General features: G+C 44.8%; 25 protein-coding genes and 1 pseudogene. 9 read left to right on the top strand and 17 right to left on the bottom strand.

What is annotated here, in order from left to right; genetic code table 11:
- Window positions 1-6: 6 nt before the first annotated feature.
- Together B5D77_RS01650 and B5D77_RS01645 are read right to left on the bottom strand one after the other, a co-directional pair.
- Window positions 7-1,455, bottom strand: coding sequence for a family 10 glycosylhydrolase (locus B5D77_RS01650; protein WP_106908155.1), 1,449 nt, complete (start codon window positions 1,453-1,455; stop codon window positions 7-9).
- A gap of 667 nt (window positions 1,456-2,122) precedes the next feature.
- The gene (locus B5D77_RS01645) at window positions 2,123-2,785 is read right to left on the bottom strand and encodes a choice-of-anchor R domain-containing protein (RefSeq protein ID WP_106908154.1); all 663 of its coding nucleotides are present in this window, start codon (window positions 2,783-2,785) and stop codon (window positions 2,123-2,125) included.
- A 535-nt stretch (window positions 2,786-3,320) separates the two neighbouring features.
- On the opposite strand from B5D77_RS01645, the gene B5D77_RS01640 reads away from it, so the two are divergent.
- Window positions 3,321-4,067: a cobalt-precorrin-6A reductase gene (locus B5D77_RS01640; protein WP_106908153.1), complete on the top strand. Its 747-nt coding sequence runs from the start codon at window positions 3,321-3,323 to the stop codon at window positions 4,065-4,067.
- A 349-nt stretch (window positions 4,068-4,416) separates the two neighbouring features.
- Here B5D77_RS01640 and B5D77_RS01630 read toward each other — a convergent pair whose 3' ends face one another.
- Both B5D77_RS01630 and panD read right to left on the bottom strand, forming a co-directional pair.
- On the bottom strand, window positions 4,417-5,604 hold the full coding sequence (locus tag B5D77_RS01630; protein ID WP_008201412.1) for a TRC40/GET3/ArsA family transport-energizing ATPase: 1,188 nt from the start codon (window positions 5,602-5,604) through the stop codon (window positions 4,417-4,419).
- A 73-nt stretch (window positions 5,605-5,677) separates the two neighbouring features.
- Complete coding sequence (gene panD / locus B5D77_RS01625) at window positions 5,678-6,097, bottom strand: aspartate 1-decarboxylase (RefSeq protein ID WP_106908152.1); 420 nt, start codon at window positions 6,095-6,097, stop codon at window positions 5,678-5,680.
- 37 nt (window positions 6,098-6,134) lie between these two features.
- Between panD and B5D77_RS01620 the strand changes: the two genes are divergently transcribed.
- Window positions 6,135-6,962 carry a DUF3598 family protein gene (locus B5D77_RS01620; RefSeq protein WP_008201416.1) on the top strand — a complete coding sequence of 276 codons (828 nt, stop codon included), beginning with the start codon at window positions 6,135-6,137 and terminating at the stop codon, window positions 6,960-6,962.
- Between the two features lie 1,055 nt (window positions 6,963-8,017).
- On the opposite strand, the gene B5D77_RS01610 is transcribed toward B5D77_RS01620, so the two are convergent.
- The 4 genes and pseudogenes from B5D77_RS01610 to B5D77_RS01595 form a co-directional block, all read right to left on the bottom strand.
- Window positions 8,018-8,593: a Uma2 family endonuclease gene (locus B5D77_RS01610; RefSeq protein ID WP_002783255.1), complete on the bottom strand. Its 576-nt coding sequence runs from the start codon at window positions 8,591-8,593 to the stop codon at window positions 8,018-8,020.
- 66 nt (window positions 8,594-8,659) lie between these two features.
- The gene (locus B5D77_RS27895) at window positions 8,660-8,740 is read right to left on the bottom strand and encodes a DUF2281 domain-containing protein (protein WP_071821284.1); all 81 of its coding nucleotides are present in this window, start codon (window positions 8,738-8,740) and stop codon (window positions 8,660-8,662) included.
- Between the two features lie 133 nt (window positions 8,741-8,873).
- The gene (locus B5D77_RS01600; protein ID WP_106908150.1) at window positions 8,874-9,656 is read right to left on the bottom strand and encodes an aldolase/citrate lyase family protein; all 783 of its coding nucleotides are present in this window, start codon (window positions 9,654-9,656) and stop codon (window positions 8,874-8,876) included.
- A 37-nt stretch (window positions 9,657-9,693) separates the two neighbouring features.
- A pseudogene (locus tag B5D77_RS01595) lies at window positions 9,694-9,837 on the bottom strand (RNA-guided endonuclease TnpB family protein); the annotation flags it as partial.
- 202 nt (window positions 9,838-10,039) lie between these two features.
- Between B5D77_RS01595 and aspS the strand changes: the two are divergent.
- Window positions 10,040-11,827, top strand: a complete 1,788-nt coding sequence (gene aspS / locus B5D77_RS01590; RefSeq protein WP_106908149.1) for an aspartate--tRNA ligase — start codon at window positions 10,040-10,042, stop codon at window positions 11,825-11,827.
- A gap of 22 nt (window positions 11,828-11,849) precedes the next feature.
- On the opposite strand, the gene B5D77_RS27600 is transcribed toward aspS, so the two are convergent.
- The 8 genes from B5D77_RS27600 to B5D77_RS25625 form a co-directional block, all read right to left on the bottom strand.
- A complete protein-coding gene (locus B5D77_RS27600; protein WP_256386903.1) occupies window positions 11,850-11,981 on the bottom strand; it encodes a hypothetical protein in 132 nt (43 codons plus the stop codon).
- Between the two features lie 144 nt (window positions 11,982-12,125).
- Entirely contained in the window at window positions 12,126-13,529 is a 1,404-nt protein-coding gene (locus B5D77_RS01580; RefSeq protein ID WP_106908148.1) for an SUMF1/EgtB/PvdO family nonheme iron enzyme, read from the bottom strand.
- Between the two features lie 380 nt (window positions 13,530-13,909).
- Window positions 13,910-14,566 (bottom strand): Uma2 family endonuclease, encoded by a 657-nt coding sequence (locus tag B5D77_RS01575; RefSeq protein WP_106908147.1) that lies wholly within the window; start codon window positions 14,564-14,566, stop codon window positions 13,910-13,912.
- Between the two features lie 7 nt (window positions 14,567-14,573).
- Window positions 14,574-15,227 (bottom strand): Uma2 family endonuclease, encoded by a 654-nt coding sequence (locus tag B5D77_RS01570; protein WP_106908146.1) that lies wholly within the window; start codon window positions 15,225-15,227, stop codon window positions 14,574-14,576.
- A 64-nt stretch (window positions 15,228-15,291) separates the two neighbouring features.
- Window positions 15,292-16,347, bottom strand: coding sequence for a 3-deoxy-7-phosphoheptulonate synthase (gene aroF / locus B5D77_RS01565; RefSeq protein WP_106908145.1), 1,056 nt, complete (start codon window positions 16,345-16,347; stop codon window positions 15,292-15,294).
- Between the two features lie 58 nt (window positions 16,348-16,405).
- Window positions 16,406-16,870: a PAM68 family protein gene (locus B5D77_RS01560; RefSeq protein ID WP_008201436.1), complete on the bottom strand. Its 465-nt coding sequence runs from the start codon at window positions 16,868-16,870 to the stop codon at window positions 16,406-16,408.
- Window positions 16,871-16,894: 24 nt separating this feature from the next.
- On the bottom strand, window positions 16,895-17,164 hold the full coding sequence (rpsO, locus tag B5D77_RS01555) for a 30S ribosomal protein S15 (protein ID WP_002738807.1): 270 nt from the start codon (window positions 17,162-17,164) through the stop codon (window positions 16,895-16,897).
- Between the two features lie 69 nt (window positions 17,165-17,233).
- The gene (locus B5D77_RS25625) at window positions 17,234-17,497 is read right to left on the bottom strand and encodes an isopentenyl pyrophosphate isomerase (protein WP_159036928.1); all 264 of its coding nucleotides are present in this window, start codon (window positions 17,495-17,497) and stop codon (window positions 17,234-17,236) included.
- A gap of 101 nt (window positions 17,498-17,598) precedes the next feature.
- Here B5D77_RS25625 and B5D77_RS01540 point away from each other — a divergent pair, with 101 nt between their 5' ends.
- Window positions 17,599-17,928: an NAD(P)H-quinone oxidoreductase subunit M gene (locus B5D77_RS01540; protein WP_002738864.1), complete on the top strand. Its 330-nt coding sequence runs from the start codon at window positions 17,599-17,601 to the stop codon at window positions 17,926-17,928.
- Between the two features lie 584 nt (window positions 17,929-18,512).
- Window positions 18,513-19,940, top strand: coding sequence for a glycogen synthase GlgA (gene glgA, locus B5D77_RS01535; RefSeq protein WP_008201448.1), 1,428 nt, complete (start codon window positions 18,513-18,515; stop codon window positions 19,938-19,940).
- Window positions 19,941-19,989: 49 nt separating this feature from the next.
- Here glgA and B5D77_RS01530 read toward each other — a convergent pair whose 3' ends face one another.
- On the bottom strand, window positions 19,990-20,595 hold the full coding sequence (locus tag B5D77_RS01530) for a VWA domain-containing protein (RefSeq protein ID WP_008201450.1): 606 nt from the start codon (window positions 20,593-20,595) through the stop codon (window positions 19,990-19,992).
- A 195-nt stretch (window positions 20,596-20,790) separates the two neighbouring features.
- On the opposite strand from B5D77_RS01530, the gene B5D77_RS01525 reads away from it, so the two are divergent.
- The 4 genes from B5D77_RS01525 (at window position 20,791) to urtB (ending at window position 24,673) form a co-directional block, all read left to right on the top strand.
- Window positions 20,791-21,123 (top strand): TMEM165/GDT1 family protein, encoded by a 333-nt coding sequence (locus B5D77_RS01525; RefSeq protein ID WP_008201452.1) that lies wholly within the window; start codon window positions 20,791-20,793, stop codon window positions 21,121-21,123.
- 344 nt (window positions 21,124-21,467) lie between these two features.
- The gene (locus tag B5D77_RS01520; RefSeq protein ID WP_002732425.1) at window positions 21,468-21,743 is read left to right on the top strand and encodes a TMEM165/GDT1 family protein; all 276 of its coding nucleotides are present in this window, start codon (window positions 21,468-21,470) and stop codon (window positions 21,741-21,743) included.
- A 358-nt stretch (window positions 21,744-22,101) separates the two neighbouring features.
- Window positions 22,102-23,418 carry an urea ABC transporter substrate-binding protein gene (gene urtA / locus B5D77_RS01510; RefSeq protein WP_008201455.1) on the top strand — a complete coding sequence of 439 codons (1,317 nt, stop codon included), beginning with the start codon at window positions 22,102-22,104 and terminating at the stop codon, window positions 23,416-23,418.
- 94 nt (window positions 23,419-23,512) lie between these two features.
- Window positions 23,513-24,673, top strand: coding sequence for an urea ABC transporter permease subunit UrtB (gene urtB / locus B5D77_RS01505; RefSeq protein WP_106908143.1), 1,161 nt, complete (start codon window positions 23,513-23,515; stop codon window positions 24,671-24,673).

The raw sequence follows: 24,673 nt of genomic DNA, 5'->3' as shown, positions 1-24,673 counted from the left end.
ATGCGGTTACTTTTGACAAAATCTTCTGGCTCGATCGAATTGTGGTTCTTGCCAAGAAAAAGCAAAATGACTGATACTATCTATGCTGGGAAAGGCTATGCGAATCGCTTCCATTTGCACTTCTAAGGAGGGACGATTGTTATAGGGTTGTCCCCATAAACCCGCTAAAGCTGGGATAACAGCAGTTTGATTTCCCCTGCTTGCCACTACTCTTTTGATCTGATTAACCACACAGGTGGTATCGTTACAATTAGCGTAGGACATGGGATGCCATTCTAGGGAAGCGGGAAAACTATCCCAAGCTTGTAAACGGGAATCAAAACCTTGATTACCCACAAGACGATTTCCATCAGGAAAAAACACTGCCCCGGCGGGAATTCCCTGACGTTCTACTAGGGCAGAAAAATAACTAATATAATCAATGACACCCTGGGCAGCATGGGCAACCGCTAGGAACCAAAGTTCTAATTTGAGGCGATCAAAACGACTTTTAACTGATTGTTTCATCTCCTCTTCTAAGGGGATTCTACCCTGCCAAAGAGGGTCAGTTTCTTGGGGATAAAGGCGATCTGCTTCGACGATATCATCAGGGGAAATTTGACCACGAGTCAGATAGCGATCAATTAAAAATTTGCCCTTATTATTCAATCCTCGATTAATTAAAGCTTGTCGGGATGCCGGACTAAAAATCCATAAATCTTGGACATTATCAGCCACGGAATCGACTCCAGTTCCTCTCGGATAGCGAATATAATCAAATAAAACTCCATCGGGACGACGTTGTAAAATCGCTTCTAGGAGAATTAAATAATCCTGTCGCGCTTGATTGCTGTAGGGATCGACAAAAGTTTGGGATTGATCATCGACAAAAGAGGTGCTATCCTGTCCTTTACCATTGCGTGCTAACACCTCCTGTCGCTCGGGTTTTAAGCTATAAGCATAGCCAAAATTGAGGCTAAATAACCAAGCATAAACCTTTAAACCGCGTTTATGTCCCTGTTCGATCACCTGTGCTAATAAATCCACATTTCCGGCACTGGGATTTTTAATCACGCTGTCCCAAACCGTGGGATTATTGTTAGGAGGTAATAGGACTTGACCATCGGCGAAAACTTCCAGATAAACTATATTATAACCTTTGGCCACGATGCGATCGAGAATACTTTCTATCGATCCGGGGCGGGTATCACAGGAGTAGAGACGTAACCAGATTGCCTGTTCCTGTAACCAGTGTCGGGAACGACAAAAGCGCAATTGTGCAGCATATTTCTGCAATAAAATGTCATATTCTTGGGGGGAAGTTTGACGCAGATTTTCTTGTTGTTTGATTTCCGATTCGGACAGTTGACAATTATCATTGACCGCGAGGCTAGGGTTAATCCCTAGGGTACTACTCCAGAGGATTATAGCGAGAAAACAGGATAGCGATCGCAGATAATTGACTTTTTTTAACATAGTTGTTCACGGCAAAACTAGCAAAGGAGAAATTTCCTTAGTTTGCTATTTTTTTAGCCCTCTTCTAGAACTATAGCAAAAGTCTTAAGTAGGTAGGCACAATTATTTGTAGGATGGGTTAGCGGTAGCGTAACCCATGCGGGCGTTGGGTTTCATGCTTCAACCCAACCTACGTTTATTTTATATTTAATTCCACCCACCTACTTAAGTAGGGTTTGCGGCAAAAAGTTTGTTGGTGGGGTTAAGAGACAGGAGACAGGATTTGGTATGAGAGGGTTTCGGAGATTGTCAATGTCCTAACCGCCGATTCGGTTGCGATAACATCTCGAAGGCTCTCCCCCTACTTAGGGTGATCAGCAAACCTGATCTATCGGAGGGCGCAAGTTCCTTGCGCCCCTACAGTAACGGATTTTGTCCACAATGTAGGGGCGAACTGCGTTCGCCCAAAAGGTACATTATCAAAGCGCAAGTCCCTTAATTGCCCTCACCCCCCTGCCCCGCCGACATCGGGGGGGTCGGGGGTGGGAGAGGGGAGTAGGATGTCTGCCACGAATAAAGAAAAATGCTATAACCTATCAGGGAAGGGAGGGAGACGCTGACTTTTCCTATTGCCAGGTGGAACCTTGGCACGAGACAAGAGAATCGAGTCGCCCCCACCCTACTGTTCCTATTTCCGTTTCTTCAGGCTAGAAGCTAACCCTAATCCTCCCAATCCTAACAAGGCAACCACGGAACCCGGTTCAGGGACGCTAGTGGGAGGAGGAGTAGTCCCCTCAAGGCTAAATTGGTAAGGGCCATCAGTAGGAAAAGAACTCCAACTTCCCCCTTGATTGGTACTCTGAACGTAACCATTACCAATCGTCCAGCCAGGGAGTCCTGTTTGAGCGGGAGATGAGGTATACCCCCAACGATAAGACCCAGTACCACTTGAAATACCACTGACTAACCAGTAAGTGGTATTAGCGGCTAATGTGTACGGAGTAGCCAGGGTAAAGGTGTTATTGGCGAGAGTGGTAGTAATGGAAGCCGGGTTAGTAAAACTGGTTAGCTGAGTGCCAGGGACTCCACTGCTGTTGCTATAGATACGAAGAAACAAGTTGGGATCGGCGGTGTTTTCTCCGAACAAAAGAGTAGCAGAATTAAGGTTATAACTGCTACTGCCAGTTGTAAAGCTTGCTCCTTGCCAATTAGCAAGCTGTGCAACACCTACGCCATTATTTCCTTGAGATAAGTTCTCAACGAGGGTGACAGCAGAAGCTTGTTGTCCTAAACCTAGGGAAAGAAGGAGAGCAAGGCTACCCCCCCCCGATTTTTGCCAGAATTTGCTGATTTTTGGTCATTTTTCCAATTTAAGGTTAAGAAGGTTGAAATTGGTCTTGATTGATGGTCTATCTTCTGAGCATCTGCTCGGAAAAAAGGTTTGTAGTAACTTAGCGCAGATTAACTCGCTAGGTTGTACGGCCTCGTCCGCAGAATATAGAATTTAGGTAGAAATGTCAAGTTTTTAAGATAGGTAGATGATAAGTAGGGTTTGCGGCAAAAAGTTTGTTGGTGGGGGCAGGGTGTGGGGTGTGGGGTGTGGGGTGTAGGGTTTTACCCATTTTCAGGCGGTCAATTACCTAATTTTCAGGGAAAAAGTGCCTAAATTTCCCCCCGATCACTCCCATATCCGGTACTTTTTGATTGACAAAAGGTCTAAAAGTCTTATCCAACAAGGTTTTTAGCTTTATTCAGCAAGCCCTAATTATAACCAGCTACTTATATGGGAGCGATCTTTCTTTGTGTCTTTGTGGTTCCTTCCTTTACCCACCCAAGAGAGCCGGTGAGAAGATGGAAAATTAGTTAACCTTTTGGCAATTATCTGGATGACTAAAAATAAAAGAGTGCTGATTTTAGGGGGAACGGGGGAAGCGGCGGCATTAGCGGCTAAAATTGCGGCAATTCCGGGTATAGATGCCATCGCTTCCTTTGCCGGTCGCACGAGAGAACCGATTACCCTCACAACTCCCTCTCGCCGGGGGGGGTTTGGTGGTGCCACCGGGTTAGCCAATTATCTGCGGCAAGAAAGCATTGATTGTTTAATTGATGCCACCCATCCCTTTGCCGCGCAAATTTCCTTTAATGCCGCTCAAGCCGCCTCGGATTGTGGTATTCCTCGATTAATCTTAAGTCGTCCAGCTTGGGAAAAAGTATCTGGAGATAATTGGATTGAAGTAGAAAACAATCAAGCGGCAGCGAATATTTTACCCGGGTTAGCGCCGCGGATATTTCTCACTATTGGTCGGCAAGAACTGGCAAGTTATGCACATCTAAAAAATATCTGGTTTTTGATGCGGATGATTGACCCTCCAGAAGCAGATGCCATCGTACCGGTTGGAAAATTATTGTTGGAACGGGGGCCTTTTTCTTTGCAGTCAGAGCGCTCTCTTTTACAAGAATATAAGATTGGGGCGATCGTGAGTAAAAATAGCGGCGGTGATGCCACCTACGCCAAAATTATCGCCGCTAGAGAGTTGGGAATAACCGTGGTCATGGTACAACGTCCACCCGTACCTGAAGGAGAAAAAGTGGCAGATGTTGAAAGTGTCCTGGCATGGTTAGAAAAAATATGACTCTCTTGATTTTTCTGGGAAAATCATCGGTAAGGTTGGCTGAATAAATGTGAAATATAGACGAGGTAAGGGGTTTGTGGGCCTGTTTGGCGAAGCAGCTGCCAGATTTTCAAGTCCTGTCAGGGCGAAGCATTCGGGCAATAACCTATCGCTGAAACCGTAGATTTTCTATCCGAATGCTTCGCCCCTACTTTTTGCCGCAAACCCTAAGTAGTGGTGCAAAATTAATTTCCCAGTCGAGACGGTCGATGGGAAACAGCTATCAGTTATCAGATGTTATTTTTCAGTTCACTGATTACTGATCACTGATCACTGATCACTGAAAAGCTTCCCACCCAATCTAGGAAAATTACACTTTCACCACGTTGCTAAAAGAGATTTTCAGGTAATCATCTTCCATTTTTGCTCCAGAAGGTTTCAGGGCTGCTAAAGCTTGGGGTAAGACTAAATTGCGACGGTGATTACCGATGCGAATATTTAACTCGTCTCCAGTTTTATTTAGCTGTATTTGTTCCTTGGGTATACCTGGTAAATATAATTCCAGACTGTATTTATTTTCCTGTTGAACTACCCGAATGGTGTTTTCTTGGTAATAAACCTTAGTCGGATCTTCCCCAGCAAAAAGAGTTTCTTTCAGTCTTTCCAAAGCGGGTAAACCACACATTTCTTCGGAGTAGAGAGGAACTTCCTTAACCGGTAAAGGATGAAAATTATCGTAAATTTCCTGTTTATAACCCTGTTGATTTTCTTTCCAACGAGCAAAGAAAGGATCGGTTACTTTGTCGGGAATAATCCGATTAGCAATAATCAAATCGGTGGAAACATTATAGAGACTTAGGTAGGCATGGGCGCGTAAAGACTCCTTAATCACCATTTTTTCGGGGTTTGTCACCAAACGTACCGAGGTTTGAGTATTATCGGTCAAAACCTTTTCTAAAGCCTCGATCTGCTCATAAAACTCGTAGGGAGCATCCATAACCTCCTTGTCCGGTAGGGAAAAACCGACGATCGGTCGAAATAAAGGTTCCACCAGTGGTCGCAATGCCACCGACATTCCCTGTAAAGGTTTGTAAAATCTTCTCATGTACCAACCGCCCACTTCTGGCAAACTCAGCAATCGTAAAGCTGTCCCCGTGGGTGCGGAATCGATAATCAACACATCATAAGTACCCTCATCGTAGTGGCGCTTCATGCGAACTAAGCCGAAAATCTCATCCATTCCGGGTAAAATCGCTAATTCTTCCGCTTGCACTCCATCCAAACCCCTAGCTTGCAATACCTGGGTGATATAACGTTTTACCGCGCCCCAGTTGCCTTCTAATTCCATTAGTGCGTCTAATTCTGCCCCCCAGAGATGGGGACGTACCAACCGAGGATCGTGACCTAATTCGAGATCGAAACTGTCAGCGAGAGAGTGAGCGGGATCGGTGCTGAGAACTAGGGTTTTATAGCCAAGTTCGGCGCAGCGGAGTCCTGTAGCGGCGGCGACGGAGGTTTTACCCACGCCTCCTTTACCGGTCATGAGAATTACACGCATGGGGGTTGATTTAAGAAAATTTACATTACTTATTCTTATTATGACGGGAAAGTTAACAAATTTAGGACAAGAATCAGCATTCTTGGCTATAGAATTCCACTCCCTGACCATCACCCCGGGGAATTAGGCTCTGTTCAAAAAATTGCTGACAGCGATTTTCGGCATCAGCGACGAGAACTTTGGCAAAATGACCCTTTTCGAGAACTTCTTGCCTCGGACGTTGTTCGTAGGCATAGATAATCAAAATATCTCCGGGTTGACAGAGCAGAGCTGCACCACCGTTAGGGCAAATTTCCCCGGTGTGGCCGGGAAAAACGTAGGTAGAAAAGCGCTTACCATTGCTAAGATTGACCACATCCACCTCTTCAAGGGGCAAAATACCGACCCGCTCGATCAATTCTTGATCGATAGTGATACTGCCGACATAATCGACGTTAGCCTCGCTGACGCGCACTTGATGGAGTTTGGCGTGCATTAATCGAATTGTTCCCATGTATTTTGTCCTATTTCCCCCAATTACTTCAATTATTATGCTCTCCCAGTGGGAATGTTTACTCAAAAATCTCGGTCAATGGCAAGGTTCTTTTACCCGTCTGTCTCCCCAAGGCGATCTGCTCGAAGATACCCCGACTTTGGTATCTTTGCAAGGCATTAATAATAATCGCTCGATTCGTCAATTGGTCCGCCGTCTCTACAGCGATCGAGCGCCAGAAGATTTGATTTTAGAGTATAGTTCTCTCCATCAGGGTATTCTATTTAGCCAGACGGGAGCTTTTTGTCAGGGTTCTCTATATTTTAGTAGTTTTTCCTCACAATTCGGAGCAGAATTTGGGTTAATCTCTGGGGAAAGACGATTAAGAATCGTACAGTTATTTAATGAGCGCTGTGAGTTCGATCGCTTGACTTTAATTCGGGAAAAGTTGACCGATTCTAGCTCCCCAGAAAGACCGATGTTAACGGTGGAGCAATTACTGGGTCAATGGCGAGGACAAGCGGTGACAACGGGACGCGATTTTTATAATTCTCCTGCCTATTCTACCCATGTATCGATCGAGCGTCAGGGGGATAATTATCTCTCGCAAACTTTGACTTTTGGCGATAATCAAATTACTTCTAGCGCTCGGATTGAGGGACAAAGATTGTTGTTTGAAAATAGTCCGCTGCCAGTGCAAATTCTGCTACTGCCGGATGGTGCTTCCTGTAATACACCTCTGAAAATTACTGCCGGTCATCCTTTTGTTTTAGAGGCTGGTTGGTTACTTTCTCCTACTCAAAGACAGCGCTTAATTCGTTCTTATGATGATAAGGGAGAATGGACAGGTATTACTCTGGTGACGGAGGAAAAAGAAAGCTATTAGCCGTCAGCCCCAGCTAGATTGATAATAAAAAGAAAATTCACTAATTACACTGAAAAATATCGGGTTTCTCCTAAAGATGAATTATAACTGGATTTTTTGTGTGATAAGTTTAACTTATATAGTAGCGCTCGATCTTTGTGTCCTTTGTGTCTCTGTGGTTCGTTCCACTCACTCGTCCGCAAGACTGTATCCTAGCATACATTTTACCCAGCAAACCTGGGAGAGCCGATAACTGCTCTCAGAAGCTGAATGCTAAGGGCTGCTTTATATAAGCAAAATTTATCAAAATCCCAATATACTTGAGAAGATTTAAATTTACATTCCTTAATCTTTACTTTTCTTAAAAAATAATTGAGAAAAATTCCTATTTGTCAACGAGATTGCAATAAGTAGTCGTGCAAAATTAATTTCCTAGTGAAGATAGGCAAGAGGCAAGAGACAAGAGGCAAGAGGTGGTTAGATATGTGTAATTAATTTTGCTTAGGTACTTAGTTACAGCCCGCTGCTAAAATCCAAGAATTGGGTTACTCTGTGCATTTTTAGTCCTTGTGCCTTGAAACCCTTACCACGTCTAGGATTACTAATTAGTCCCCGGTAAAAACTTGCCAATTGCTCCTTTGACGAAAAAGATCTTTTGCCAAAAATATGTGTACTTATGTTAAAACGAAAAAGTTTTTTTGACAAAATGTACCAGATATGCTGCGAGGAAAGTCTGCGGGTAAGCTGTTAACTAAGCTGTTAAGCATTTAAATTGCTTGTTGAGACGAGGCAAGAGGCAAGAGGCAAGAGGCAACAGTAAAGGGATTGGGGGAGATTCGGCTAATCTTAAGAATAAGTGCTTTAAATGCGTCTTAGCTTATCTAAATTACTGGTTAAGACTGTATGAGAGAGGGGAGAAGAACCTGATAAACCAAACGATGCTGATAAGTAGCGAGGCACAATTATTTGTAGGATGGGTTAGCGGTAGCGTAACCGATGCGGGCGTTGGGTTTCATGCTTCAACCCAACCTACGTTCTAGGTACTTATTTAATTCCACCCACCTACTTAGAACAAATTAAACCTTTAGCCAAGCAAAAATATCCACTGCTGATATTAGCCAACTTTCTAATCCTTTAATCACCGCTAAAGGCTGATTATTGCCTGCGGTTGCAATATGTACTTTCGGTAATCCTGTTTGAAAAACGGTGACTGACTTTGCTGAAGGATCAATCAACCAACCTAATTCTGTTCCTTGTTGTAAACAGAAAATAATCTTTTCCATCACTAAGGTAACAGATTGTTCGGGAGACATAATTTCAATAATCCAATCGGGATAACTTAAAAATTTATCAGCCATTTCTCCATCTAGATCTCGTGGCAAATTCTCCCAACGAATCACCGCAATATCTGGCACAATTGAACGTTCTGCAAAAGTACAACGTAATTCAGGTAGAGCATAAGCTAATTTTAGAGGTTTAGTCTGTTGATTAATGGCAGAGGCTAACTCAAATTGTAAGATGCTGTGTTTTCCTTTGGGCATAGGTTTTTGAGTGACAATTCCATGATAATATTCTCTAGCAGGCTTAGTTTCTGGAAGGACAAGAAATGCTTCGAGGGAAAGGGATTGTTTATCTTCTATTGTGGTAAACATTGATTGATTTCTCCGCTCTTGAGGTGTTTTCCATTATCAAAGTAGTTTATGGTTACAGAAAGACGTTCATTCCATATATTCTTTTGAGTGGTTTTCTATGAGATACTTGGCATAGTGCAGAAGTTCGTGCTTTAGAGAATCTGGCATTGTCGAAACTGTTGGTAAGATTTATGGATCATCTAAATCCTCAGAAAAAGAAACCGCAAAAGTGGGTTAAATTGCTTCCTAGTTACCATTGTAAAATAATTAAGAGAATTTATTCATAATCAGTCCAATATCTTTAACCAAAAAGTAAATTATGCAAGATTTCTAAACGCTGGTCATCTTCACGAACAATAGCACCATAATAATTTTTCTTATTCTCTAGCCAGAGTAATTCAAACTCGATCGCTTTTGGCAAAGCTAAACTGAAATTATCCAAAGCTTGGGGACAATCAAAGATAACTTTGCGCGTCTCGAAGCGGTCAAAATGTCCTTGGCAGAACATTTTGAAAAACGGTAAAGAATCTAGTGACACCGCACCCCCAATAGCAACAGTCAAACCAGCAGCCTTAGCTTTTTTTGCCAAAGGTAAAGCCAGATCCAAAACTTGCTTGCTATTCACATCCTGACGGGTTAATCCCAAAGAACAGGCTAAATCCATCCGTCCGATGACGATACCATGGAGAGATTTTATCTCTGGAATCGCCAACATTTCCTGAAAATTCTCACAGGCAGTAATCGTTTCGATATTAACTAATAGCTCCACATCTTCCACCCCTTGGTCAGCTAAAACCCTCCTGGCTGCCCGCAGATATTTTTGTAAAGCGTAGGCTGTTTCTACCATGGGAGCAATTAAGCGATCAACTCCTAAATTAACCCCATCAAAGATATCTCTGATCGCTTCGCAACCGGCGATTTTCAGATTAAAATCCACCCCCGCTTTCAGACTAATTTCTTTCAACCGCATCGCTTCCGTCAGTCGGGTTCCTTCCGTCTCGAATTCCGCTTTTACCCCTGAAACATGGTGATCTTCCCTGAGTTCTCTTAACAGTTCCACCATTTTTTTTTCTAAGCAATTCATGTTTTTAATCGTTGAAAATCGTTGACACTCCCGTTGCCTAAAGGTGTGGGGATTCTTGGTTCACCGAGATCACTTGCTTAGACAGAATCGCTTCTGAAAAAGTAGAGGTATTCTCTCCCCAAGCGTTTATCGGATCTAGCCCGAAAGTTCCCGTATGCCCTACGGTACTTAACCCAAATTTTCGGTAACTGCTAGATGAGCCTTGTTGATTATAGCCGATCTGCCAAAAGCTAATAGCTAAGGACGAGGAAACCATAAAAATACCCTAAACAAGGGGACAAGAGCGACAAAATACCGGCATAATGAACAAGGCCGTCTGATTTTTTTCTGGCCACATCCTTTCTATACTACATTCGTAATATAAGTAATTCTCTAGTTAGACTATGCGAACTCACTACTGTGGCGACCTTAGCGCGATCGAAATTGAAAAAAGTGTCACCCTCTTCGGTTGGGTCGATCGCCGTCGCGATCACGGTGGCGTTATTTTTATTGATCTACGGGATCGCAGTGGTATTGTCCAGATCGTCAGCGATCCCCAACGAACCCCCGCTTCCTACCCCATCGCTGAAACCGTCAGAAACGAGTATGTCATCAAGGTGACGGGAACAGTCAGTCAACGGCCGCCCGAATCCCTTAACCCGCGCATTGCCACCGGAGAAATCGAAATTTACGCCACTAGCATCGAGATTCTCAACGGGGTTACTAAACAACTGCCTTTTGTCGTCTCCAGTTCCGAAAGTGAATCGGTCCGGGAAGATGTGCGCTTGCGATACCGTTATCTAGACCTACGCCGGGAGCGTATGAGTCATAATTTACAACTACGTCACCAAGTTGTCAAGGAAATGCGCCGTTTTCTCGAAGATGAACAGCATTTTATCGAAGTGGAAACACCAATTTTAACTCGATCGACTCCCGAAGGGGCGCGGGATTATCTGGTTCCTTCCCGTGTCAACCCTGGCCAATGGTACGCTTTACCCCAATCACCGCAACTATTTAAGCAATTATTAATGGTGTCGGGAATGGATCGCTACTATCAAATCGCTCGCTGTTTCCGCGATGAAGATCTGCGTGCCGATCGTCAACCGGAATTTACTCAGTTGGATATGGAGATGAGTTTTCTCTCCTTAAGCGAGATTTTAGCCCTCAATGAGGCTTTAATCGCTCATATCTTCAAAAAAGTCAAAAATATCGATATAAGCCTGCCCCTGCCCCGTTTAACATATTCTGAGGCTATGGATCGCTATGGGGTCGATCGCCCTGATACCCGTTTTGGCTTGGAATTGGTCAATGTGGCGGAGATTTTTGCCGATTCGGGATTTAAGGTGTTTTCAGGTGCGATCGCTAGTGGTGGGACGGTGAAAGTTTTACCGATTCCCAACGGTAACGAGGCGATTTCCAACGTCAGAATCAAACCGGGTGGGGATTTATTCAAAGAAGCCACCGATGCGGGGGCGAAGGGAATCGCCTACATCCGCGTGCGCGAGGACTACGATTTTGATACCATTGGTGCGATTAAAGATAACCTAACAGAGGCACAAAAACAGGCTTTAATCGAGAAGACTGGCGCAAAACCGGGGCATCTGCTCTTATTTGGGGCAGGAGATACCGATACAGTCAATAAATCCCTATCCCGCCTACGCTTAGTTTTAGGGGAACAATTGGGATTAATTGATCCGGAGAAAATCAACCTCCTCTGGGTGACGGATTTCCCGATGTTTGAATACAACGCCGAGGAAAAACGCCTAGAAGCATTGCATCACCCCTTTACTGCCCCTAATCCCGAAGATTTAGACGATCTAGCCCACGCTCGCGCCCTAGCCTACGATATGATTTTTAATGGTATTGAAATCGGTGGCGGCAGTTTGCGGATCTATCAACGGGAAGTACAGGAAAAAGTCTTCGCCACCATCGGTCTATCCCCAGAGGAAGCCTATAATAAATTCGGCTTTTTGTTAGAAGCTTTTGAATACGGAACCCCTCCCCACGGTGGCATCGCCTACGGTTTAGATCGCTTGGTGATGTTGTTAGCGGGGGAAGAATCAATTCGCGATGTGATTGCTTTCCCGAAAACCCAGCAAGCTAGTTGTTTACTCACTTCTGCACCTTCAACAGTGGCAGCGAAGCAATTAAAAGAATTATCCGTTGCTTCTACCTACAAACCGCCATCCTAAGATTAGGGTGGGCAATGCCCACCTAATTTTTAAAAGTCTGTTGACACCATGCTCTTAAATTCTTTTCTGCTTTAACTTCATCCTCTTTAGCAGTGGCTAAAAATTTATAGAGTTTAGTTTGGGGAACTAGGGGAAAAGTGCAGGGTAAGCGCATCTTAACAATCCTTAACAATTGTTAAGCAAAAATCGACCAAATGGGTCGAGCTCGCCCCTACAAAATCGACCCGCCTAAGGGCGGGAAAGAAAAGAAAAAAGAAAAAATAGGGAATGAGGGTAAAAGGGGAAAAAGGAAAAAGGGTTAGAGAGTTCTCCCGAATACGCAGACTACCCGAAAACCGAGACTGAAGTAGCGGAAGCGGCGGTCGATGTTGACGCGGGAAGCAGAACGGCAGTTAAGAGGAATGCTGCCCCAGGAACCGCCCCGCCGAGGAGAAGGATTATCATTACCATTTTCTATCCAGACACTGCCATCCGTCGGCGCACCGTCATAATTATTGTGCCAAGTATCGGCGCACCACTCCCAGACATTGCCGTGCATATCGTACAGTCCGAAAGCGTTTGGGGGAAATTGTCCCACGCGAGTTGTTTCGTTTCGATATTCTCCGTTCGGTTCATCGGCGTAGGTATTACTGGCATTGTAGTTAGCCAATTCCCCCGTAATGGTTTCCCCAAAGTAAAATGGGGTGGTGGTTCCAGCACGACAGGCGTACTCCCATTCCGCTTCACTGGGTAGTCGGTATTCCCGAACCGTTAGTTTTGATAATCTCGCACAGAACTCGATCGCATCGTACCAGTTGACTTGTTCCACGGGACGGCGATCGCTATTGGGGCGGTCTTTAAAATAGGCTGAGTTGAGATCAAGGTCTTTTTCAACTTTTAAGTCGGTACGGGAGGCGATCGCTTTCCACTGAGCCTGAGTGATGGGATATTTACCCATAAAAAAGGGGGGGACGTTAACCTCATGTTGAGGGCGTTCATCATCAAAACTATATTTCTCATTTGCTGGTGAACCCATCGTGAATGTGCCACTGGGGATGGCAACCATTTCTAAGGTGATGTCGTTGCCCAAATCTTCCCTGAAATATTGGGACTGTTTCGACTCTTTTTTGATTTGCTCACCCTTAGCATTTACTCCCACGATCTCAAAGTTAAATACTGATAACGGTGGAGTGACGATTACGGGTTTTTTTGGCTCTTCTGGAACGATTATCGGTTGTTTTGGTTCTTCTGGAACGATTACGGGTTTTTTTGGCTCTTCCGGTTCAGGATTGAACTGATGGGTAATTGCTCTTTCTAGTTGCTCAAATCCGTCTTCTTCCCAATAATCAAGCCAGTGGAGGTCTCGCAGGTTCAACCCATACTCCTCCTGTCGCAGGTCGGGGATATCGCATTCATCCAATCTCAGCGGAATGAGATAGATTGAATTCGGCGGTCTGTCAGCATATTGATTGAGGGCCATTTTAAATTCCCGCTGCACGAATCCTTGTTTAGCAATCGAGCGTTGGGAGAGACAAGCGATGAACAGTTGACTATCTGCGATCGCCTTGGGGATGACTGAACGCCAGTTCTGGCCCGGAATCAGGTCTTTTTTATCCAACCAAGGTTTATATCCCGCTTGCTTAAGGCGCTCATGCAGTGCCAAAACTGCTGGTTTGTCCTCACTAGCGTGAGCTAGGAAAATTTGGATCTCTGACTTTTTCATAACTTTTTCTTATGACCACAAGTAGGGGAGAGCCAGATTAACTGGCAGAAAATCTCTAAATAGGGCTTGCTGAAAAAGTACGGGCGAAGCATTCGGATAGAAAATCTCCAGTTTCACCGATAGGTTATTGCCCGAATGCTTCGCCCCTACAGGACGCGGGCCGATGAAGACGCAAGGTTTTGAAGGACGATTCTCTCAAAATCTGGCACCTGTTTCAAGAGAAGAGCCACAAAACCCTTACCTTGCCTACATTTCACATTTATTCAGCCAACCCTAAATAAACCATTTAATTGATTATTACTCATTCTTAATTCTCCTGTCTCCTGACTCCTGACGACTGGCTCCTAACCCCACCAACAAACTTTTTCAGCAAACCCTAGTTAATTATTTTTAGCTATTTGACTGACAACCCATGCTCTTAAATTCTTTTCTGCTTGAACTTCATCCTCTTGAGCAGTGGCTAAAAATTCATAGAGTTTAGTTTTCGGAACTAGGGGAAAAGTGGGACTAAATTCTCCTTCCTGATAAACCCCCTTTTCTAACCGATAAATGCGCCAGATTTGTCCATTAAAACGCCATAATTCCGGCACTCCCAAACGGGCATAAAGTTCTAATTTATTAATATCCGTGTGGGTTATATCCACTTCCACCACTAAATCTGGGGGCGGATCTTCAGTTAAATTAATCCTTTTTCCTAGCACTTTAGCTTGATTTTGAATATAGTAAGCATTGTCAGGTTCTGCCCCCCGTTCTAAATCTTCCCTAGCTAGAGTTGTGGAACCCAGACTTTTAATTTTTAAACCCAATTCTACCACCAAAATCCGAATAAATAATCCGATTAATTCTCGGTAAAACTCGTGTTCTTCTAGGGGCATAGTAATCTCTAAAGTACCACGATCATAAAATAAATGGGCGCGATTATTTTCCCCTAGGGACTGTAAAATTTGCTGATAGGATAACCAACTGAGATGATTAAAAAATACCCGTTTTTCGCCCCTAATTTGCTCAGTATTTAACTCCAGAGGAACTGTCACCATAATTACCTCAACTCTCAGCTAGTTGACTGACAACCCATGCTCTTAAATTCTTTTCTGCTTTAACTTCATCCTCTTGAGCAGTGGCTAAAAATTCATAGAGTTTAGTTTTGGGAACTAGGGGAAAAGTCGGACTAAATTCTTCTTCCTGATAAACCCCCTTTTCTAACCGATAAATGCGCCAGATTTGTCCATTAAAACGCCATAATTCCGGCACTCCCAAACGGGCATAAAGTGCTAATTTATTAATATCCGTGTGGGTAATATCCACTTCCACTACTAAATCTGGGGGCGGATCTTCAGTTAAATTAATCCTTTTCCCTAGCACTTTGGCTTGATTTTGAATATAGTAGGCATTGTCAGGTTCTGCTCCTCGCTCTAAATCTTCCCTAGCTAGAGTTGTGGAACCCAGACTTTTAATTTTTAAACCCAATTCGGACACCAAAAAATAGATAAAACGTCCGATTAACTCTCGATAAAACTCGTGTTCTTCTAGGGGCATAGTAATCTCTAAAGTGCCACGATCATAAAATAAATGGGCGCGATTATTTTCCCCTAGGGCCTGAAAAATTTGCCGATAGGATAACCAACTGAGATGATTAAAAACTACCCGTTTTTCGCCCCTAATTGGCCCAGTATTTAACTCCAGAGGAACTGTCACCATAACTGCCCCGAAAAGCGAAATTTATGCCCAAAAAAGGGGGTTGATTCACCCCCTTATTATCTTATTAAACCAGTGCTGGAACCTGGGGCCAACGCTCGATCGTCTTACCGATGACCGCTAACTCCCGCGTTAACTGGTCGAACCTGTCGGGGGTCAAGGATTGCGGCCCATCGGATAGGGCCTTGGCTGGGTTAGGATGTACCTCGATCATCAAGGAATCGGCCCCAGCTGCCAGGGAAGCCATGGCCATGGTCGGTACATATTCCCATTTACCCGTACCGTGGCTAGGATCGATCATGATCGGCAGGTGAGTTAAAGTTCTTAAAACGGGAATACAGGATAAATCTAGGGTATTGCGAGTATATTTACTGTCAAAGGTGCGGATACCGCGTTCGCAGAGAATAACATTGCTATTTCCTGCCGCGAGGATATATTCTGCCGCCATCAACCAATCTTCAATAGTGGCCGCCATGCCGCGCTTGAGTAGGACTGGTTTCGGTTGCGCCCCAACTTTTTTCAAGAGGGAAAAATTCTGCATATTGCGGGCCCCCACTTGCACCACATCGGCTATTTCGACAATCTTATCGAGATCCGCCGCGTCCATTACTTCCGTGATAATACCCAAACCACTGGCATCTCTAGCCGCCGCTAGTAATTCTAAAGCGCTTTCCCCGTGACCTTGGAAAGCATAGGGAGAAGTGCGGGGTTTGTAGGCACCACCCCGGAGGAATTGCGCTCCGGCTGCTGCCACTCGTTTGGCAGTTTCCACGATCATCGCCTCATTTTCCACCGAACAGGGGCCGGCGACAATGCTAACGGGATGATTTCTGCCGATGGGGATAACACCGTTAGGAGTGGGGACTAAAACCTCGCTGTATTCCCCGTGACGGTATTCTAAAGAGGCGCGTTTGAAGGGTTGTTCGACTCGCAGGACGGTTTCGATCCAAGGGCTTAATTCTTGGATTTGTAGGGGGTCTAATTCCCTGGTTTCTCCGACTAAACCGATGACAACTTTATGCTTACCGACGATTTTTTCAGGACTTAATCCCCATGCCTCGAATTCGGCACTGACGCGCTCTATTTCAATTTCCGGGGAACCAACTTTCATGACAATAATCATGGCATTAACCCTTTATTTTTTCCTTTAATCTCTATTGTTGACGATTTCTAGAGGTTATCTATTTTTCTTCCACTTCTTTTTTGCCGGACCGCCAAGCAGCGATCGTTCTGCCAAAATTAGCTTGAAATTCTTGCCATCCTAGCCAATCCCCCACCCGATCCTCGTCCCAAGAAGCGGAGAAGATGCCATAACTCAGACCGATAAAACCTAGACCAAATAGGCTTAAACTGACGAGCATGGCGACGTAGGAAGGGATTTCGAGAAGATTGTGGCTAATAATCCAGTAGAAGCCAAAAAAGGAAGTTATCCCCAATACTGTCGGAATGCCACAAAATACCGCCATCCGTTTGGCCATCCGTTGACTGACCGCTTGGGGAATTGCCTTTAAGCTGGTTTCCTCGGAGCGAGTCTTTATCGGCGGTGGCACGGGACTAGGGGCAATTTTCGGGGTTTTTCGCTTATTTTGGCGCGGCTCAAAGGGAAGACGCTCTTTTTTCTCCGTCGATTTCGATTCAGAGGCCATGGTAGGGATGCAAGGGGGGTAAGCTTAACGGCGAATTCCGAGACGACCGATCAGGGTTTGATAACGTTGTTGATCTTTCTTCTGAATATAGGTTAACAGTCCCCGACGACGACCGATCATCTGGAGTAATCCCCGGCGAGAAGCATGGTCTTTCGGGTTAGCTTTCAGGTGTTCGGTCAGTTGGTTGATTCTCTCGGTTAGGAAAGCTACCTGTAACTCCGATGATCCTGTATCGGTTTCGTGGGCCTGATATTGGCTGATTAGTTCTTGTTTTTTGGTCTGGGTTAAGGCCATAGGACTCGTGATCTCTGCTTAAACACTGCAATCTATCATAGTATCACGTTTCCGGTCGCTCCGTAAACATTATTCGGGAGACAGGAGATAGGGTGATAGGGTGATGGGGTTTTGGGGTGATAGGGTTTTGGGATGATAGGGTGATAGGGTTTTGGGGTGATGAGACAACTTCCCCACTTCCCCACTTCCCCACTTCCCCACTTCCCCACTTCCCCACTTCCCCACTTCCCCACTTCCCCACTTCCCCACTTCCCCACTTCCCCACTTCCCCACTTCCCCACTTCCCCACTTCCCCACTTCCCCACTTCCCCACTTCCCCACTTCATAATTCATAATTCATAATTCATAATTCATAATTCATAATTCCCAATTCCCCATTGCCGCAAATCATGGCAAAATCTTAGACATAGCGTCTAACTTACCCTGAAGATTCCATGCTGTTAAAATCTACGACCCGTCATATTCGCATTTATACGGCTGAAGTAAAAAATAATCAATTAATCGAGAGTAATAATGTCTTGACTCTTGATGTGGATCCTGATAATGAATTTAATTGGGAAGAAGTGGCTCTCAATAAGGTTTATAGTAAGTTTGATGAATTGGTAGAATCGTACAATGGGGAAGAACTGAGCGAATATAATCTCCGTCGCATCGGTTCAGATTTGGAACATTTTATCCGTTCTCTCCTGCAAAAAGGCGAAATTAGCTATAATCTCAACGCCAGAGTGCAGAACTATAGTATGGGTTTACCGAAATTAGGGTGAACGCTCCCGCATCAGTCCCCACCCGGAGACCTAGGGGGTGGGGAAGTTGTATTGCGGCAATGAAGCGAACAATTGCCCGTCACTCATCCCTAATAATCGGATTGATTGAAATGTACCTTAAGGGCCACTTTCCGCACTTCTTAACAGCCTACAATCCTTTGCCAGTAAGGAATATAGCGACAATAATTGATTTTTATTCAAGTGAAGAATTGTCATTTTTTTTCTCAGAAAAAACCAATTATTGAAAATGTTCTCAATAGTAGTTTCTACAGTGAAGGTTTTTCGTCAAAACAGTTTGGGGAATGTAAAGATATATAAAAGTATATGAAGATAGGCGAAATGTCGGTTAAATTGACAATAGCAGACAGGGCCGGTGCCGAGCAGCTAAAACCTAATAAAAAGGCGGCAAAAAAAGGTTAAAAAAACTTAATAATCTCCAAAAAAGCTAATTATGCCCCTCGTTGGCTCTCTGGTTGGTGAAAGAAAAATCTAGGCTAATCCGATAATAACCGGCTGGCAAATCCTGCTAGGGGGGGTTTTATCTGTTAAAATTTCTTGTCGTCGTGAAGTGAAGCGGGAAGAGTATGCGAATTCTATTTGTGGGTGCCGAGGCCGCCCCAATTGCCAAAGTTGGGGGAATGGGAGACGTAATTGGGGCATTACCGAAAGTCTTGCGTCAGCTAGGTCATGACGTGCGGATTTTTCTGCCCTACTACGGTTTTCTCCAGGAAAAAATGGACATCCCTTCCGAACCTATTTGGTCAGGATTCGCCATGTTTCAGGATTTTTTAGTCTATGAAACGGTTTTACCCGATACGGATATTCCCCTCTACCTCTTTGGTCATCTGGCTTTCTCTGGACGCAATATCTACGGAGGCGAAGATGAGGCCTGGAGATTTACCCTTTTTGCGAATGGTGCGGCGGAATTCGCTTGGAACTACTGGAAACCGCAAGTTATTCACTGTCATGATTGGCATACGGGCATGATTCCCGTCTGGATGCACCAAGACCCCGATATTAGCACCGTTTTTACGATCCATAATCTCGCCTACCAGGGGCCTTGGCGGGAGGCGTTAGAAAAAATGACTTGGTGTCCTTGGTATATGCAGGGCGATAATACCATGGCCGCGGCGGTTCAATTTGCCAATCGCGTCACGACTGTCTCTCCCACCTATGCCCGTCAAATACAGACCCCCATTTATGGCGAAAATTTAGAGGGATTATTGTCCTATATTTCCGGCAATCTGGTGGGGATTGTCAACGGCATCGATACGGAGGTGTATAACCCGGCTAAAGATGTTTATCTTAAGCAGAATTTTACCCCAGAAACCATCGAAAAACGTCTGGCCAATAAAATTGCCCTGCAAGAAGAAGTGGGGCTACAGGTCAGCAGAAATGCCTTTGTCATGGGGATGGTGACGCGTTTGGTGGAACAAAAAGGTATTGATCTAGTGATGCAAATTTTAGATCGCTTTCTCACCTATACCGATGCTCAATTGATTATTTTGGGTACAGGCGATCGCTATTATGAAACCCAACTGTGGGAGATGACTTCCCGTTTCCGGGGGCGAATGTCCCTGCATCTTCTCTATAGTGATGCTCTTTCTCGTCGCATCTATGGGGGGGCCGATGCTTTGTTAATGCCTTCCCGTTTTGAACCCTGCGGCATTTCCCAATTAATGGCCATGCGTTACGGTTGTATTCCCATGGTACGCCGCACCGGTGGTTTAGTCGATACGGTATCTTTTCACGACCCGATTCAGCAAAAAGGAACAGGATTTAGTTTCGATCGCTATGAACCTTTAGACCTGTTTACCTGTATGATCCGGACTTGGGAAAGTTTCCGTTATAAACAGGATTGGCAAAAACTACAACAACGGGCCATGACTCAGGATTTTAGTTGGTATAAATCCGCTTTGGAATATCTCAAAATCTACAAACAAATCACCGGACAATCGGAGCAATTATCCGATGAGGAAAAAGATAAATTTGTTGCCCTGACTAGCAGTTAAATCCTCCTGGAGTAGGGGTGGAGAGATATCACCCCTACTCCAGCAGCAATTAATCGGTAATGGCGTTGAGAAGAACTTCCGCTAGGGTCATATCTTCCATATCATCGATAGTAATCGTGTCAACGATATCGAATTTGGCCCCTGCCGATTCTAGCTGATCGTCTAAAGCTTTGAGAAATTCTGTCGCTTGTCGATCATGGCCCACTTGAATCAGAGAAATGGCTAATTCTTCATCCCGATCGAGTTTTCGAGAAGCTTCGATAATTTGACGCATTACCGCTTTGCGATCATCTGGTTCTCCGTCGGTGATCACCAGAATAGTTTCTCCGTTGGGTTTAGTTTTGCCAGCAGTTTTGCGCTGAAAATAATTATTGAGGGCATCTTGGAGAACAGCGGCTAGGTCTGTCCTCCCCATGGGTTCATTTTCTTGATAAATTTGTGTCACCTTATCGGAAGTAACATTATCATAGCGTCGGAAACGTCCAGAAAAAAGATAGATAGTGATGCCGTCCGGATCGATTTCCTCGCACTTTCTAGCCAAGGCGAGGGTGGATTCTTGGGCAATTTGCCAACGGGTTTTCTCGCTGGGTTTATCAGCAGTGGACATACTGCCACTTTTGTCAATAATCAGAGTATAATCTCTGTTTTCTACCATAGGGGCTATACCTCCAAGCAATTTGCGCTCGTCCTAGTCTAATAGTTATTAAACTCTAGGATGGAAACTCTACCTCGATCGACTAGGGTTTTTTAACTATTGGGGGAAGGAGACAGCGTAATCAACAGCAGAAACTATCGCCAGAAAACCGGTCGGGCTAAAATGAAAAAACTATGAAAATTATTTCCTTAGCCGATGACTGATAGCAAATCGAGCGCCTCAACCGAAAAAAAGCCAGATCAGCCACCTTCTTGGAGTTTTTGGACGGTGTTTAGTTCCACCTTCCTAACCATATTTTTTGCTGAAATCGGCGATAAAACCCAATTAGCCACCCTTTTGATCAGTGCCGAATCCCAATCCCCCTGGGTGGTTTTTGCCGGGGCAGCCAGCGCTTTAATCGCTACCAGTCTCCTCGGTGTCCTGATCGGTTATTGGATTGCTCGACGTCTTTCCCCGAAAACTTTAGATATCGGTGTCGCTATTCTTCTCCTTTTGATCACTGGTTTACTCATCAGCGATATTCTCTAAGCCATCAGTGATCAGTATTCAGGAGACAGGGTGATAGGGTGATAGGGTTTTGGGGTGATAGGGTGTTGGGGTTTTAGGGTTTTAGTTGACATTCCCCCACTTCCCCACTTCCCCACTTCCCCACTTCCCCACCTCCCCGTCACCCCAATCTCTAAAATAAATGTCTTGCATAATTGATTTTTGGTAGTCCAAAAACGTCAAAAATAAGGATTAAGTTGCATAAAATCTCTAAATAGAGCATTTAATTGATTATTTTTCATTCCTAATTCTCCTGACTCCTGACTACTGGCTACTGACTCCTAACCAACCACGACAATTTTTAATTTTTACCAGAGGTCTAATTTATGAATTGGCAATTATTCGGACTGACATTTATCACGGTTTTTTTAGCAGAAATCGGCGATAAAAGTCAATTAGTAGCGATCGCTCTCGGTGGCAGTTCCAAATCACCTAAAGCTGTCTTTTTTGGCTCAATTACCGCCTTAATCTGCACCAGTTTCTTAGGAGTCCTTGCGGGGGGCAGTATGGCGCAGTTATTCCCCGCTAAGATATTAAAAGCGATAGCGGCCATTGGTTTTGCGCTGCTTGCTGTCCGGCTGCTTTGGCCAGATTCGGATTGATAATTGGGTTTGCGGCAAAAAGCTTTTCGGTGGGGGCAGGGTGTGGGGTGTGGGGTGTGGGGTGTGGGGTGTCGGAAGAATAAATAGAAATAATCTCCTGTCTCCTATCTCCTGCCTCCTGTCTCCCGACTCCTGATAGCTAAAAAACTGAGGCAAATTCCAGAAAAATAATTAATTTTTCCTGAAAAAGTAGCGAAAATTACAAAAAACATCCAAAAAGTAGCGAAAATTACAAAAAATCTGCTAACCTAGCCGTAATATCACACAGATATTTGTAGAAAGATTCCCGAAAATCTCCTCAGCAAAAACATCCGTGTGAAGTAGCTAATATTGTCAGCGAGGTTAGTTCAAGATCATTATGTCAAATTTAGGACGACGTAGATTTCTCCTGTACGGTTCTGCCGCTCTGGGAACCAGTATTCTGTTAAAAGCTTGCGGTGGCAATCAAAGCCAAACCCCCACGGCTAGTCCTAGCCCAGCTGCTAGTCCCGCCCCGGCTTCTGGAGAGACAATTAAGGTGGGTATTCTGCACTCCCTCAGTGGCACCATGGCCATCAGTGAAACCAGCGTAGTTGATGCGGAAAAACTGGCGATCGAGGAAATCAATGCCGCCGGCGGTGTTCTTGGTAAACAGATCGAGGCAGTGGTAGAAGATGGCGCTTCCGATTGGCCAACTTTTGCCGAAAAAGCCACCAAACTGATCGATCAGGACAAAGTTGCGACTGTCTTCGGTTGTTGGACTTCCGCCAGTCGTAAGGCGGTTTTACCCGTGTTTGAAGCCAAAAACCATATGCTCTGGTATCCTGTCCAGTACGAGGGTCAAGAGTGTTCTAGAAATATCTTCTACACTGGGGCTGCACCTAACCAACAGATCGAGCCGGCAGTCACTTGGTTACTAGAAAACAAAGGGAAAAAATTCTTCCTCGTCGGTTCCGACTACGTTTTTCCCCGCACCGCCAACACGATTATTAAAGAGCAGTTAAAGGCGAAAGGCGGCGAAACCGTAGGCGAAGACTACCTACCCCTAGGTAACACGGAAGTTACCCCGATTATCACCAAAATTAAGCAAGCTTTACCCGATGGTGGCGTTATTTTCAACACCCTCAACGGTGACAGTAACGTGGCTTTCTTCAAACAACTGCAAGCGGCCGGTTTAACTCCCGATAAATATCCGGTCATGTCGGTGAGTGTTGCTGAGGAAGAAGTTAAACAAATCGGTAAGGAATATCTCCTCGGTCAGTACGCTTGTTGGAACTATTTCCAAACCGTAGATACCCCCGCTAACAAAAAATTTGTTGAGGCTTTTCGAGCTAAATTCGGTCAGGAGCGCGTCACTAACGACCCGATGGAGGCGGCCTACATCATGGTCTATCTCTGGAAGCAAGCGGTGGAACAAGCGGCAACCGCCGATGATCTCGACAAAGTTCGCGCCGCGGCCGTGGGACAAAAATTCGATGCTCCCGAAGGACCGGTGGAAATGTTCCCCAATCATCATATCTCCAAAACCGTCCGCATTGGTCAGGTGAGAGATGATGGTCTATTTGACATCGTTTGGTCAACTCCGGGGGTAGTGGATCCGCAACCTTGGAACCAATTTGTCCCCGAAACTAAGGGCTTTGCCTGTGACTGGACGGATCCGGCCAAGGGCGGTAAATTCAAAATGGAAAAATCCTAGTTTTAGGAATTTTTCCAGACAGTAACGAGAGTGAGGTGGGCATTACTGTTCACCCCACTTTTTAAAGCTTAAAAATGCACAGGAATAAAGAAAAGTGTCAGCATTATTGGAAGGATTGTTTAATGGTATTAGCATCGGTTCTGTGCTATTGCTGGCCGCTTTAGGACTAGCGATTGTTTTCGGACTGATGGGGGTGATTAATCTCGCTCACGGTGAGTTAATGATGTTAGGGGCTTATACTACTTTTGTGGTGCAGAATATCTTTAAAGGTTTCGGTTCTCCCCTCTTTGATACTTATGTTTTATTCGCCCTACCGATCGCTTTTTTAGTGTCGGGATTGGCGGGATTATTATTAGAAAGGGGGGTGATTAGGTTCCTCTACGGCAGACCCCTAGAAACGCTGCTGGCCACTTGGGGAGTCAGCTTAATTCTGCAGCAATTTGTCAGAAGTGTCAACGGCTTATTAGTAATTAGTTTAATAGTTTTCTGTCTGTTATTTTTTGGGGCGATGACGGTGTTAAGTCGTCGCCTAGATTGGGAGAGAATTCGCAATTTAACTATTGGTATCACCCTGCCTTTATCCCTAGCTATCGCTGGATTATTAGGCTATCTTTTATCTTTTAATCCGGTTCTCGCTCGACCCTGGTTTAGTGCCAGAAACGTCGATGTCACGGCTCCTGCTTGGTTACGGGGAGGTTTACCTTTACCCGGGTTTCAAATGCCCTACACCCGTCTATTTATTATCATTTTAACTGCCCTTTGTTTGTTAGGGACTTATTGGTTTTTAAATAAATCTTCTTGGGGTTTACGCATTCGTGCCGTCACCCAAAATCGCCAGATGAGTGCCTGTTTAGGCATTCCGACAAATCAAGTGGATGCTTTGACTTTTGCCCTCGGTTCGGGATTAGCTGGAGTTGCCGGTTGTGCGATTAGTTTCTTGGGTTCCGTCGGTCCAAACGTGGGACAAAATTATATTGTTGATACCTTCATGGTGGTGGTGGTGGGGGGAGTTGGTAATCTCCTGGGAACTATTATCGCGGCTATGGCGATTGGTGTGGCTAATTATTTAATTGGTTCGGGAACTTTTGCCCTGATTTTTGGTTCCGTAGAAGCACTAAAACCCCTAACGGATTTCTTCACCTTTTTCTCCACCACTAGCATGGCAAAAGTGATGATTTTTGCTTTAATTATTGCTTTCTTGCAATTCAAACCTGCGGGAATTTTCCCTCCTAAAGGACGTACTGCCGAGTTATAG

It is taken from the genome of Microcystis sp. MC19, assembly GCF_003019735.1.
Taxonomy (GTDB): Bacteria; Cyanobacteriota; Cyanobacteriia; order Cyanobacteriales; family Microcystaceae; genus Microcystis.
The sequence above is the reverse complement of the archived record's forward strand: the minus strand, read 5'-3'. Positions and strand labels throughout refer to the sequence as shown.

Coding starts and splice junctions, on each gene's coding strand:
- B5D77_RS01650 (WP_106908155.1), bottom strand. CDS start 1,455: ATGTTAAAAAAAGTCAATTATCTGCGATCGCTATCCTGTTTTCTCGCT.
- B5D77_RS01640 (WP_106908153.1), top strand. CDS start 3,321: ATGACTAAAAATAAAAGAGTGCTGATTTTAGGGGGAACGGGGGAAGCG.
- B5D77_RS01630 (WP_008201412.1), bottom strand. CDS start 5,604: ATGCGTGTAATTCTCATGACCGGTAAAGGAGGCGTGGGTAAAACCTCC.
- panD (WP_106908152.1), bottom strand. CDS start 6,097: ATGGGAACAATTCGATTAATGCACGCCAAACTCCATCAAGTGCGCGTC.
- B5D77_RS01620 (WP_008201416.1), top strand. CDS start 6,135: ATGCTCTCCCAGTGGGAATGTTTACTCAAAAATCTCGGTCAATGGCAA.
- B5D77_RS01610 (WP_002783255.1), bottom strand. CDS start 8,593: ATGTTTACCACAATAGAAGATAAACAATCCCTTTCCCTCGAAGCATTT.
- B5D77_RS27895 (WP_071821284.1), bottom strand. CDS start 8,740: ATGCCAGATTCTCTAAAGCACGAACTTCTGCACTATGCCAAGTATCTC.
- B5D77_RS01600 (WP_106908150.1), bottom strand. CDS start 9,656: ATGAATTGCTTAGAAAAAAAAATGGTGGAACTGTTAAGAGAACTCAGG.
- aspS (WP_106908149.1), top strand. CDS start 10,040: ATGCGAACTCACTACTGTGGCGACCTTAGCGCGATCGAAATTGAAAAA.
- B5D77_RS27600 (WP_256386903.1), bottom strand. CDS start 11,981: ATGCGCTTACCCTGCACTTTTCCCCTAGTTCCCCAAACTAAACTCTAT.
- B5D77_RS01580 (WP_106908148.1), bottom strand. CDS start 13,529: ATGAAAAAGTCAGAGATCCAAATTTTCCTAGCTCACGCTAGTGAGGAC.
- B5D77_RS01575 (WP_106908147.1), bottom strand. CDS start 14,566: ATGGTGACAGTTCCTCTGGAGTTAAATACTGAGCAAATTAGGGGCGAA.
- B5D77_RS01570 (WP_106908146.1), bottom strand. CDS start 15,227: ATGGTGACAGTTCCTCTGGAGTTAAATACTGGGCCAATTAGGGGCGAA.
- aroF (WP_106908145.1), bottom strand. CDS start 16,347: ATGATTATTGTCATGAAAGTTGGTTCCCCGGAAATTGAAATAGAGCGC.
- B5D77_RS01560 (WP_008201436.1), bottom strand. CDS start 16,870: ATGGCCTCTGAATCGAAATCGACGGAGAAAAAAGAGCGTCTTCCCTTT.
- rpsO (WP_002738807.1), bottom strand. CDS start 17,164: ATGGCCTTAACCCAGACCAAAAAACAAGAACTAATCAGCCAATATCAG.
- B5D77_RS25625 (WP_159036928.1), bottom strand. CDS start 17,497: ATGAATTATGAAGTGGGGAAGTGGGGAAGTGGGGAAGTGGGGAAGTGG.
- B5D77_RS01540 (WP_002738864.1), top strand. CDS start 17,599: ATGCTGTTAAAATCTACGACCCGTCATATTCGCATTTATACGGCTGAA.
- glgA (WP_008201448.1), top strand. CDS start 18,513: ATGCGAATTCTATTTGTGGGTGCCGAGGCCGCCCCAATTGCCAAAGTT.
- B5D77_RS01530 (WP_008201450.1), bottom strand. CDS start 20,595: ATGGTAGAAAACAGAGATTATACTCTGATTATTGACAAAAGTGGCAGT.
- B5D77_RS01525 (WP_008201452.1), top strand. CDS start 20,791: ATGACTGATAGCAAATCGAGCGCCTCAACCGAAAAAAAGCCAGATCAG.
- B5D77_RS01520 (WP_002732425.1), top strand. CDS start 21,468: ATGAATTGGCAATTATTCGGACTGACATTTATCACGGTTTTTTTAGCA.
- urtA (WP_008201455.1), top strand. CDS start 22,102: ATGTCAAATTTAGGACGACGTAGATTTCTCCTGTACGGTTCTGCCGCT.